General features: G+C 68.2%; 7 protein-coding genes. All 7 read left to right on the top strand.

Annotation, left to right across the window (positions count from 1 at the left end):
• Positions 1 to 105: 105 nt before the first annotated feature.
• The 7 genes from malQ (at position 106) to ACJMK0_RS14500 (ending at position 12,462) form a co-directional block, all read left to right on the top strand.
• On the top strand, positions 106 to 1,662 hold the full coding sequence (gene malQ, locus ACJMK0_RS14530) for a 4-alpha-glucanotransferase (RefSeq protein ID WP_405239271.1): 1,557 nt from the start codon (positions 106 to 108) through the stop codon (positions 1,660 to 1,662).
• Between the two features lie 87 nt (positions 1,663 to 1,749).
• Positions 1,750 to 3,030, top strand: a complete 1,281-nt coding sequence (glgC, locus tag ACJMK0_RS14525) for a glucose-1-phosphate adenylyltransferase (protein ID WP_405239685.1) — start codon at positions 1,750 to 1,752, stop codon at positions 3,028 to 3,030.
• Positions 3,017 to 4,603 carry a glycogen synthase gene (locus ACJMK0_RS14520; RefSeq protein ID WP_405239683.1) on the top strand — a complete coding sequence of 529 codons (1,587 nt, stop codon included), beginning with the start codon at positions 3,017 to 3,019 and terminating at the stop codon, positions 4,601 to 4,603. Before glgC ends, ACJMK0_RS14520 begins: the two co-directional genes overlap by 14 nt.
• The gene (gene glgB, locus ACJMK0_RS14515; protein ID WP_405239269.1) at positions 4,587 to 6,779 is read left to right on the top strand and encodes a 1,4-alpha-glucan branching protein GlgB; all 2,193 of its coding nucleotides are present in this window, start codon (positions 4,587 to 4,589) and stop codon (positions 6,777 to 6,779) included. The genes ACJMK0_RS14520 and glgB overlap by 17 nt, the downstream gene beginning before the upstream one ends.
• 12 nt (positions 6,780 to 6,791) lie before the next feature.
• Positions 6,792 to 9,299, top strand: a complete 2,508-nt coding sequence (locus tag ACJMK0_RS14510) for a glycogen/starch/alpha-glucan phosphorylase (protein ID WP_405239267.1) — start codon at positions 6,792 to 6,794, stop codon at positions 9,297 to 9,299.
• The gene (gene glgX / locus ACJMK0_RS14505) at positions 9,296 to 11,392 is read left to right on the top strand and encodes a glycogen debranching protein GlgX (protein WP_405239265.1); all 2,097 of its coding nucleotides are present in this window, start codon (positions 9,296 to 9,298) and stop codon (positions 11,390 to 11,392) included. Before ACJMK0_RS14510 ends, glgX begins: the two co-directional genes overlap by 4 nt.
• Complete coding sequence (locus ACJMK0_RS14500; protein ID WP_405239263.1) at positions 11,389 to 12,462, top strand: NADH:flavin oxidoreductase; 1,074 nt, start codon at positions 11,389 to 11,391, stop codon at positions 12,460 to 12,462. The genes glgX and ACJMK0_RS14500 overlap by 4 nt, the downstream gene beginning before the upstream one ends.
• The last annotated feature ends 34 nt before the right edge of the window (positions 12,463 to 12,496 follow it).

The following is a 12,496-nucleotide window of genomic DNA, read 5'->3' as shown; positions in this document are numbered from 1 at the left end:
CCTCATAATTGCCGAACGCACTCTGTTGCAGGACCGGTCAACACTGCTAGATTCCGACCTGGATGCGCTGCTCCCCGCGCCCGCGCACTGAATACCGAAAGGATTATGACCGAGCGAACCGAAACCGACAGCCTGCCGCCGGACCGCCAGGCCGGCGTCTGCCTGCACATCACCTCCCTGCCGGGCCGCTTCGGCGTCGGCGAGATCGGCCGCGAGGCGCTCGCCTTCGTCGACGACTTGCGGCGCATGCAGCTCGGCGTCTGGCAGTTCCTGCCCACGGGCCCTACCGCCTATGGCGACTCGCCCTATCAGCCGCTGTCCACGTTCGCCGGCAACGAGATGATGATCGCCACAGGCAACCTGCTGGACGCAGGACTGCTGCGCCCGGGCGAAGCCGCCGCCCTGGAGGCGTTGCACCACGGCAGCGCAGACTACGGCGCGCTGATCCCGCTGAAGACGGCGCTGCTGCAGACGGCTGCGGGCCGCTTCAACCGGGTCGCGGATAGCGCCCTGAAGTCGGCACGGGATGAATTCTGCGAGCGGCACGACGCCGCCTGGCTGCGCGACTATGCGCGCTACCGCATCCTGAAGTCGCGGCACGGCGAGCGGCCGTGGCCGGAGTGGGAGCCGCGCTACGTGCATCGCGAGGCCGCGGCTCTCGCGCGGTTCGAGGCGGACGCCGGCGCCGAGATCGATGCGATCAGGACGATCCAGTTCCTGTTCCACCACCAGTGGCAGCGGCTCCGACGCTACGCCAACAAGCAGGGCATCCGGCTGTTCGGCGACATGCCGATCTACATCGCGCTGGACAGCGCCGATGCCTGGGCGAACCGGGATATCCTGCAGATCGACCGGGACGGACGGCCGGAATTCGTCGCCGGCGTCCCGCCCGACTACTTCAGCGCCGACGGCCAGCTGTGGGGCAATCCCCTCTACGACTGGGAGAAGCACGCCGCCTCGGGCTACCGCTGGTGGGTCGAGCGCCTGCGGGCGGCAGCCGCCCTCGCCGACCTGGTGCGCATCGACCACTTCCGCGGTTTCGAGGCGTACTGGTCGGTGCCGGCCGGGGCGGAGACCGCCCGGGACGGCGCCTGGGTTCCCGGCCCCGGCGACGGGATCTTCGAGGCGATCCGGCGCGAACTCGGCGAGCTGCCGATCGTGGCGGAGAACCTCGGCGTCATCACGCCCGAGGTCGAGGCGCTGCGCGAGCGTCACAATCTTCCGGGGATGATCGTGCTGCAGTTCGCCGTCGCGGACCCGGATTTCGCCCTGGACGAGGTGCCGGCGGACTGCGTCTGCTACACCGGCACCCACGACAACGATACGACGCGGGGCTGGTTCGCCGGCAGCCCGCACGACCTCCGCTCGCCGGAAGAGATAGACCGGACCCGGCAGGCCGCGCTGCAGATCACGGGCGGTACGCCGGAGACGATCCACGAGGACCTGATCCGCGCCGCGTTCGCCACGCGGGCCGGTCTCGCGATGGCACCGATGCAGGACTACCTCGGCCTCGGCTCCGAGGCGAGGATAAACACACCGGGCACCTCGGCCGGCAACTGGCGCTGGCGTCTGGATCCGGCGGACGTGACGGAGCCTCTCCTTGACCACGTGGCGGCCCTGGTGGATGCCACGGAGCGCACCCCGCCGCGCCGCGGCCGTTAATTGCGACGACTGTCCCGAAATTGCCCGCCCGATCTGGCAAACTAAGGACTGAACCCGACACCGGAAGAGGCCCAGCCCGTGGCCGACATGCAGATCTACGATGACGCGCGTTTCGTCAGCCGCCTGACGCGCGAGACGCTTGCGCTGGTCCTGGCCGGCGGTCAGGGCTCGCGGCTGCACGAGCTGACCACCTGGCGGGCGAAGCCGGCGCTGCACTTCGGCGGCAAGTACCGCATCATCGACTTTCCGCTGTCCAACTGCCTGAACTCCGGCATCCGCCGCATCGGCGTGCTGACCCAGTACAAGGCCCACTCCCTGATCAGCCACCTGGTGCAGGGCTGGTCGTGGATGAATGCCGGCGCGGCCAGTCAGGAGTTCGTGGAGATCCTGCCCGCCTCGCAGCGCGTGGGCGGCGAGTGGTACAAGGGCACGGCCGACGCCGTCTACCAGAACCTGGACATCATCCGCACCCACGAGCCCCGCTACGTCCTGATCCTGGCGGGCGACCACATCTACAAGATGGACTACGGCAGCTTCCTCGCCGCACATGCGGAGTTCGGTGCGGACATGACCATCTGCTGCCTGGAGGTGCCCATCGAGGAGGCCGCCGGGCAGTTCGGCGTGATGACGGTGGACGAGACCGGGCGCATCATCGCGTTCGACGAGAAGCCGGAGAAACCCAACCCCATCCCCGGCAAGCCCGGTCTGTGCCTCGCGTCGATGGGGAACTACGTCTTCAACACCAGTTTCCTCTACGAGCAGGTCATCAAGGATGCCGATACCGCGACCTCGGCCCACGATTTCGGTCGCAATATCATCCCGTCGGTGATCAGGGACTACCGGATCTATGCCTACGCCTTCCGTGACGCGGAGACCGGCGAACAGGCCTACTGGCGCGACGTCGGGACCCTGCAGGCGTTCTGGGAGGCCAACATGGAGCTGGTCTCGGTTTCACCGCAGCTCAATCTCTACGACCAGACCTGGCCGGTGCTGACGCACCAGGCCCAGTTGCCGCCGGCCAAGTCCGTGTTCGACGATGCCACACGCCGCGGCGAGGCCATCAATTCCATGGTCTCGGGTGGCTGCATTATCTCCGGCGCCCACGTGGGCAACTCACTGCTGTTCTCCAAGGTCACGGTCAACTCCTATAGCAGCGTTACCGACTCGGTCGTGTTGCCGGACGTCCAGATCGGCGAGAACTGCCGCATCCACCGGGCGATTATCGACCGCGGTGCGAAGATCCCCGACGGCACGATCGTCGGCGAGGATGCCGAGGCAGACCGCGCCCGCGGCTTCCGCGTGACCGGGACGGGCATCACGCTGGTCACGCCCGACATGCTGGGACAGTACCTGCATTTCACGCGCTAGCAGCAGGGTCTCCGGCATCGGCACGAAACACGTCATTTTCCTCGCGGCCGAGAACGGCGCTCTGCCGGGCGGCAAGGTCGGCGGCGTGGGCGACGTCGTCCGCGACCTGCCGGCGGCGCTGGCGAAGCTCGGCTGGCAGGCCACCGTGCTGACCCCCTCGTACGGGGTCTTCTCGGCCCTGCCGGGGGCTCGCCGCATCGGCTCGCTGGACGTCCCGTTCGCCGGGCGCAGCGAGACGGTGGAGGTTTACGAGGCCGTCCCGCCGAAAGGCGGCGTAAGCCAGCTGGTATTCGAGCATCCCCGCTTCAGCGCCGGCGGCCTCGGCAGGATCTACTCCGACGACGAAGACGACGGCCCCTTCGCGACGGATGCGACCCGGTTCGCCTTTCTGGGCGCCACCGCGGCGCGATGGATCCGCGACCTCGAGACGGCGCCCGACGTGCTGCATCTGCACGACTGGCATGCCGCCTTCTATTGTCTGTTCCGGAGTTTCGCGCCCGACTACGATTTGCTCGCGGCCATCCGCACGGTCTTCACCATCCATAACCTCTCCTATCAGGGCACCCGGCCGCTGGACGGCCACGCGTCGTCGCTCACCGCCTGGTTTCCCGATCTCGACGTCGACCCGGGACTCGTCGGCGACCCGCACAGCCCCGACTGCATCAACCCGATGGCGCTCGCCATCCGCACCTGCGACTGCGTGAGCACCGTCTCGCCCACCTATGCCCGCGAGATCCTCGAGCCGAGCGACCCGGCACGGGGCTTCATCGGTGGCGAGGGGCTGGAGCACCAGCTGGGAAACGCGGCACGGGGAGGACGGCTGGTCGGCATCCTGAACGGCTGTGACTACAGCGGGGCGCCGGGACGCCGTCCCGACTGGCACGATCTGACCGGCCTGGCGGCCTGGCAGGTGAACGTCTGGCGCGACGACGCACCGGAGGACCCGGCTCACCGGGCCGCGCGGGATCGGCTGCTGGCGCTGCCGAAGCACAGGCCCGAGCACGTCCTCGTCAGCATCGGCCGGCTCGTGCGGCAGAAGGTCAGCCTCTTCCTCGAAGAACTCGAGGACGGGCGGACGGCGCTGGAACACCTCCTGGATACGCTCGGATCACGCGGCCTGCTCATCATGCTCGGCAGCGGCGAAGCCGCGTACGAACGGCGCGTGACCGCGATCGCGCAACGCCGCGAGCAGCTGCTGTTCCTGCGCGGCTACTCGGAGATGCTCTCGGAGGCCCTTTATCCCGGCGGCGACCTGTTCCTGATGCCCTCGAGTTTCGAGCCCTGCGGGATCAGCCAGATGCTGGCCATGCGCGCCGCGCAGCCGGTGGTGGCGCACGCGACGGGCGGCCTCTGCGACACCATCGAGGACGGCCGCACCGGCTTTCTTTTCTCCGGCGCGACCTCCCGCGCCCAGGCGGCCGCTTTCGTCGCCCGGGTGCAAGAGGCGCTCGCGCTGAAATCGAGCGACAAGACGGAATGGGAGAACCTGCGCATCCGCGCGGCGTCGAAGAAATTCGACTGGACGAGCTCCGCACGTGACACCATCGCCAGACTCTATGAACCGCAGGACTGAAACAGACCGACTGCTGGCCGCCATGACCGCGGTAGCCGATGGGCGCTACCACGACCCGTTCTCGTTACTTGGCGTGCACCGGGTGGGCAACCTGCGCGTGGTCAGGACCCTCCAGCCCCAGGCCCGGGAGGTCGACCTGGTCGACGGCGAAGGCGGCCATCTCGCGACGATGGAACGCGTCCACCCGTCCGGGCTCTTCACCGCGCCGCTGCCGGCCCGCAAACGCCGCTACCGGCTGCGGATCACGACCCACGAGAACGAGAGCTACGAGATCGAGGATCCGTATCGGTTCCCGACGACCCTCGGGGAGATGGACCTGTACCTGCTCGGCGAAGGCTCCGACCGGAAGATCTACGAGAAACTCGGCGCGCAGCTCCGCGAGATCGACGGCGTCGTCGGCACACGTTTCGCCGTCTGGGCGCCGAATGCGTCCCGCGTGAGCGTGGTCGGCGACTTCAACGGCTGGGACGGGCGCCGGCACATGATGCGGCTGCATCCCGCCAACGGCATCTGGGAGGTCTTCGTGCCGGGCGTCGGCCAGGGGGCACGCTACAAGTACGAGCTGCTCGACCGGGACGGCCGCCTGCTGCCGCTCAAGTCGGACCCCTTCGCCCGCTATCACGAGCCGCCGCCGGGCAACGCCGGCATCGTGTACCGGAGCGGCTACGACTGGCAGGACGAAAACTGGATGGGCGCCCGCTCGATGACGCCCGATCTCGCGCGGCCGCTCGCCATCTACGAGGTACACCCGGGCTCCTGGCGCCGCCGGGCCGACGGAGGCTATCTCGGCTACCGGGAACTCGCGGACGAGCTGATCGACTACGTCACCGAGATGGGCTTTACCCATATCGAGTTCCTGCCGGTCACCGAACACCCCTTCGACGGCTCCTGGGGCTACCAGCCCATCGGCCTGTACGCGCCTACCCAGCGCTTCGGCGAACCCGACGACTTCCGCTACCTGGTGGACCGCTGCCACGCCGCCGGCATCGGCGTCATCGTCGACTGGGTGCCCGCGCATTTTCCGAAGGACGAGCACGGACTGCGCCGCTTCGACGGCACGGCGCTGTACGAGCACCAGGATCCCCGCAAGGGCGAGCACGCCGACTGGGGGACGCTGATATTCAACTTCGGCCGGCGCGAGGTCGTGAACTACCTCATCGGCAGCGCGCTGTACTGGATCGACGAATTCCACATCGACGGCATCCGGGTGGATGCCGTCGCCTCCATGCTCTATCTCGATTATTCCCGCGAGCACGGCGAGTGGGTGCCGAACGAGCTCGGCGGAAACGAGAACCTGGAGGCCGTGGACTTCCTGCGCCGGTTCAACACGGAGATCCACGCGCACGGCGCCGTGTCCTTCGCGGAGGAGTCGACGGCCTGGCCCGGCGTCTCCCGGCCGGTCGAGGCCGGCGGCCTCGGCTTCACCTACAAATGGAACATGGGCTGGATGAACGACACCCTGGCCTACATGTCCGAAGACCCGGTGCATCGGCGCCACCACCACGACAAGATGACGTTCGGGCTGGTCTACGCCTTCAACGAGAATTTCGTGCTGCCGCTCTCCCACGACGAGGTGGTGCACGGCAAACGCTCCATCCTCGGCCGCATGCCGGGCGACGAGTGGCAGCGCTTCGCCAACCTGCGCGCCTACTACGCCACGATGTACGCGCATCCGGGCAAGAAGCTGCTCTTCATGGGCAACGAGATCGCCCAGTATGCCGAGTGGAACCACGACCGCTCGCTGGACTGGCACCTGCTCGATTACCCGGTGCACCAGGGCGTCCAGCGCCTGCTGCGAGACCTGAACGCGCTGTACCGCCGCACGCCCGCGCTGCACGAGATCGACTTCGAGCCGGCGGGCTTCGAGTGGATCGCCTGGGACGACCGGGACAACAGCATCCTCTCCTGGATCCGGCGCGACCGTTCGGGCGGCTTCGTGATCTGCGTGGCCAACATGACGCCCGTCGTGCGCCAGGACTATCGTATCGGCGTGCCCGAACCCGGGCGCTACGAGGAGCTCCTCAACACCGACGCCACGCACTACGGCGGCTCGGGTTTGCATAATCCCGCGCAGGACGCCCAGGCCGTGGCCGGTCACGGCCGCGATCAGAGCCTCTGCCTGACGCTACCGGCGCTGGCAACGCTTATACTCGGGCCTTCCACCCGAAATTCCTGACGGAGATTCACTATGTCTGCACGTTCCGACGAAACGGTCGGCATCGGCGAGATCGAGCTGCTGCAGACGCCCGAGCTGCCGATGACGGCGGATGGGATCCTGCGGGATTTCACCCACTACTTCGGCCGCACACTCGGCCGGCGCACCATCCGCACGCAGGCGCCGTATCTGTATCAGGCGGTGGTCTATGCCACGCGCGACCGGCTGATGGAACGCTGGGGCCGCACCCGCATGGCGATGGAACGCGATCACGTGCGCCGCTGCAGCTACCTCTCTCTGGAGTTCCTGATGGGGCGGCTGTTGCGCAATGCGCTGCTGAATCTCGGCATCGAGGAAGAGACGGCTGAGGCGCTGAACCGCATCGGACTCGACCTGGAGGACGTGTACGAGCGTGAACTCGACGCGGGTCTCGGCAACGGCGGCCTGGGCCGGCTGGCGGCGTGCTTCATGGACAGCTGCGCCACGCTGGAGCTGCCCGTGGTCGGCTACGGCATCCGCTACCGGTACGGCATGTTCCACCAGCAGATCGAGAACGGCTTCCAGGTGGAAGAGCCCGACCCGTGGCTGCGGCAGGGTTTCCCCTGGGAGGTCGAGCGCTACGAATTCGCCCAGCGGGTCCGCTTCGGCGGCCGCACCGAGGGCCACACCGATCGCGCCGGTCGAACGCGCTACCGCTGGGTGGACACCCACGACGTGCTCGCCATCCCCTACGACGTGCCGGTGCCCGGCTACCGCAACGACGTCGTCAACACGCTGCGGCTGTGGTCCGCCGCGGCCACCGACGAGTTCGACCTGGAGGAGTTCAACGCCGGCAGCTATACCCGCGCCGTCGCCACCAAGAACGAGGCCGAGAACATCACGATGGTGCTCTACCCGAACGCCGAGTCGGAGAACGGCCAGGAACTCAGGCTGCGCCAGCAGTACCTGCTCGCCTCGGCGAGCCTGCAGGACATGCTGCGCTATCACACCTATCACCACGGCAACGACGTGAGCGAGTTCGCGGCCAGGAACTGCGTGCAGCTGAACGACACGCACCCTGCCATCGCCGTCGCCGAGCTCATGCGGATCCTGCTGGACGAGTTCAACCTCGACTGGGACGAGGCCTGGGACATCACGCGCAGCACGATGGCCTACACCAACCATACGCTGCTGCCGGAGGCCCTGGAGATGTGGCCCGTGTCGATGTTCCGCCGGCTGCTGCCGCGGCTGCTGGACATCATCTACGAGATCAACGCCCGCTTCATCGGCGAGATCAGCCGGCGCTGGCCCGGCGACAACGACCGCATCGCGCGGATGTCGCTGATCCAGGAAGGCAGCGAGCCGATGCTGCGCATGGCCTACCTCGCCATCGTCGGCAGCTACTCGGTGAACGGCGTCGCCGAGCTGCATTCACGCCTCCTGACCGATGGCCTGTTCCGCGACTTCGCCGAACTCTGGCCGACACGCTTCAACAACAAGACCAACGGCGTCACCCAGCGCCGCTGGCTGGCCGCCTGCAACCCGGACCTGGCGGAACTCATCAGCGCTCGCATCGGCTCCGGCTGGGTCACCGACCTCGGCCAGCTCGCAAAGCTGCGCGAGTTCGCCGACGACGCCGGGTTCCAGGCGGAGTGGCGCCGGGTGAAGCTCGGCAACAAGCACCGCCTGGCCAACGACATCGCGGCGAAGACCGGGCTCACGCTGGGCACGGAGATGCTGTTCGACGTGCAGGTCAAGCGCATCCACGAGTACAAACGCCAGCTCCTGAACGTGCTGCACGCCGTGCACCTCTACGACCGCATCCGCCGCGGCGACGCCGACGACCTGGTGCCGCGGGCGATCATCATCGGCGGCAAGGCGGCGCCCGGCTACGTGATGGCGAAGAACATCATCAAGTGCATCAACAACGTAGCCCAGGTCATCAACAGCGACCCGGACGTGGCGGACCGCCTGCGGCTGGTGTTCTACCCGGATTACAACGTCTCGGCGATGGAGCTCATCTGCCCGGCCGCCGAGCTGTCGGAGCAGATCTCGACCGCCGGCAAGGAGGCCTCGGGCACCGGCAACATGAAGTTCATGATGAACGGCGCCATCACCATCGGCACGCTGGACGGCGCGAACGTCGAGATCCGCGAAGCCGTGGGGGAAGAGAACTTCTTCCTGTTCGGCCACACCGTGGACGAGATCCGCGAGCTGCGGCAGCACTATGATCCCCGGGCCATCATCGACGCCGACGAGGACTTCCGGCGCGTCATGCACCTGTTCGACAGCGGACACTTCAGCCGCTTCGAGCCGGGTGTGCTCGACGCCGTGATCGCGTCCCTGCGCGAGCCCTCCGACCCCTGGTTCACGGCGGCGGATTTCCGCAGTTTCGTCGACACCCAGGCGGCAGCGGAAGCCGCCTACCGGGATAGGGCCGGATGGACCCGCATGTCCATCCTCAATACCGCGAGCTCCGGGCGCTTCTCCACGGACCGGACCATGCGCGACTACAACGACGAGATCTGGAAGCTCGAACCGGTGCGGCTCGACCCGCAATGATCCGGCCACGGATCCGGCCGGGCAGTGCCGACGCGCTCGGCGCGAGCGCCGACGCGGACGGCGTCAACTTCGCCCTGTTCAGTTCGGTGGCCGCCGCCGTCGAACTCTGCCTGCTCGACGCCCGCGGACGGACGACGGCCTCCTGCCACCTGCCCGGGCGCGAGGGCGACGTCTGGCACGGCTACCTGCCGGGCGCACGCCCCGGCCAGCACTACGGCTACCGGGTCCACGGCGACTGGGAGCCGACGCAAGGCCTGCGCTGCAACCCGCACAAGCTGCTGCTGGACCCCTACGCCCGCGAAGTCGCCGGCCGGCTCGAATGGCACCCCTCGGTGTTCGACTACGTGCCCGGGCACCCGGAGAGGATGAGCGTCGCCGACAGCGCGGGTCGGGTGCCGGTCGGGGTGGTGCGCGGCGGGATCGAGCCGCCGGCCGCGGGGCCCGCCGTCCCCTGGGCGGAGACCCTCTTCTACGAGGTCAACGTCCGCGGCTACACGATGCGCCACCCGGCGCTCGACGAGACGGTGCGCGGCCGGTTCTGCGGCCTGCGCCATGCGGAGGTGCTCGCCTATCTCCGGGCGCTCGGCGTCACCTCGATCGAGCTGATGCCCGTGCACGCCTTCGTCGACGAGGCGCATCTCGCCGAGCGCGGCCTCAGGAACTTCTGGGGCTACAACCCGGTAGCCTTCTTCGCGCCCGAGCGCCGCTACGCCCGCCATGACCCCGTGACCGAGTTCCGGGACATGGTGGACGCCCTGCACGAGGCGGGCTTCGAAGTCATCCTCGACGTCGTCTACAACCACACCGGCGAGGGCGACGGACTGGGGCCGACGCTCGGCTTCCGCGGCATCGACAACCTGGCCTACTACAGCACCGAGTCGGGCGATCCGTCCGCCTATATCAACGACACCGGCTGCGGCAACACGCTCAACGCCGATCACCCGGCGACCCGCAGGCTCGTGATCGACAGCCTTCGCTACTGGCACCGCACGATGGGCGTGGACGGCTTCCGTTTCGACCTCGCGCCGGTGCTCGGCAGGCACGATCACGGTTTCTCGTCCGGCCACCCGCTGCTCACGGAGATCGGCGAGCATCCCGACCTGGTCGGCGCGAAACTCGTCGCCGAGCCCTGGGATCCCGGCCCGGGCGGTTACCAGCTGGGCGCCTTTCCGCCGCGCTGGGCGGAATGGAACGATCAGTACCGCGACGCCGTCCGCCGCTTCTGGCGCGGCGACCATGGCGCCAGCGCAGACCTGGCCCGGGGCCTGCGCGGCTCGGCCGAGATATTCGAGGCGTCGGGACGCAAACCGGTGGCCAGCGTCAACCTCGTGACCAGCCACGACGGGTTCACCCTGGCCGACGTCGTGGCCTACGACCGGCGTCACAACGAGGCCAACGGCGAGGACAACCGGGACGGCCATGCGCATAATTTCAGCCATAATCACGGCGTGGAGGGTCCGACGGACGACCCGGCCATCGTCGCCGTCCGGCGGCGCCAGCGTCTGAACCTGCTCGCCACCCTGCTGTTCTCCCAGGGTACACCACTGATACTGGCAGGCGACGAGTTCGGCAACTCACAGCAGGGCAACAACAACGCCTATGCGCAGGACAACCCGACCGGCTGGCTCGACTGGTCCGGCCTGGACGAGGACCCCGCCTTCCACGCCGCCGTCCGGCAGCTGATCGGGCTGAGGAAGGCGACCCCTCTCCTGCACCTGCCCGCGTACGTGCACGGCCACCTCGCCATCGACGGCCGCGACGTCCGCATCGAGTGGCAGCAGCCCTCGGGAAAGCCGATGACCAGTGACGACTGGCACCGCCTGCATGCCTTCGCACTATGGATCAGGGAGGCGAGAGACGGTGCCGACACCGGTGGCGCCGGCCTGCTGGTAAATGGCACCGACACCGCGACGGACTTCGAACTACCAGCGCCCGTCGGAGAGCCCGGCGGCATCGAGATCGCCTTCTCGAGCGCCGCGGAGTTGCGGTGCGAGGGCCACATACTGAGACTGCAGGCGCGGAGTTCCGCCTGGCTGCGCACGACGGCGCTCACGGACCGGCAGATGCCGGCGACGAACCGGAAGACGACATGACGGATGCATTCCGGCCGCTGACGTTCGCCAGCGGCGCGCGGATGAAGAACCGCTTCGCCCTGGCGCCGCTCACCAACCTGCAGAGCCACGAGGACGGGCGCCTTTCCGATGACGAATATCGCTGGCTGACGATGCGGGCCGCCGGCGGCTTCGGTCTCACCATGACCTGCGCCGCCCACGTCCAGGCGGTCGGCCAGGGCTTCCCGGGCCAGCTCGGCTGCTACTCCGACGACCATCTGGCAGGACTCTCGAGGCTCGCCGCCGGCATCCGGGCCCACGACAGCCTGGCGGTGGTGCAGCTGCATCACGCCGGCATGCGCTCGCCGGCGGAGCTCATCGGCACGCAGCCGGTATGCCCCTCCGCCGACGAGGAGACCGGCGCGCGGGCACTGACCACGGCCGAGGTCGAACAGCTGGCGGAGGACTTCGTCGCCGCGGCCGTGCGCGCCGAGAAGGCCGGTTTCGACGGCGTGGAACTCCACGGCGCGCACGGCTACGTCCTGTGCCAGTTCCTCTCCCCCACCATCAACCGCCGCACGGACCGTTACGGCGGCTCGCCGGAGAACCGCGCCCGTATCGTCCTGGATATCATCCACGGCATCCGCGACCGCTGCCGACCGGATTTTCTGCTCGGTATCCGCCTCTCGCCCGAACGATTCGACGTCCGACTCGCGGAAATACGGGAGCTCGCGGCGCTGCTGATGCGCGAAGGGCGAGTCGATTTCATCGACCTGTCGCTCTGGGACGTGGCCAAGGAGCCGGCGGAGGAGGAGTTTCGTGGCCGTTCCCTGCTCTCGGTCTTCACCGACCTCGAGCGGGGCGAGGTGCGTCTGGGCGCCGCCGGCAAACTCCGCACGCCTGCCGACGTGCGGGCCTGCCTCGATGCCGGCACGGACTTCGTGCTGCTCGGGCGGGCAGCGATACTGCAGCACGACTTCCCGGCACGCATGCGGGCGGACCCCGGTTTCGAGCCGGTGCACACGCCGGTCAGCGAGGACTACCTGCGGTCCGAGGGGCTCGGCGAGGCGTTCATCGAGTACATGTCGCGCTGGCAGGGCTTCGTCGGGTAACCTCTGGCTCTATCCGGATGACGCGGCTTGCGGG

Origin of the sequence: Lentisalinibacter orientalis, assembly GCF_040706535.1 — a bacterium.
GTDB lineage: Bacteria > Pseudomonadota > Gammaproteobacteria > Steroidobacterales > Woeseiaceae > Lentisalinibacter > Lentisalinibacter orientalis.
The sequence above is the reverse complement of the archived record's forward strand: the minus strand, read 5'-3'. Positions and strand labels throughout refer to the sequence as shown.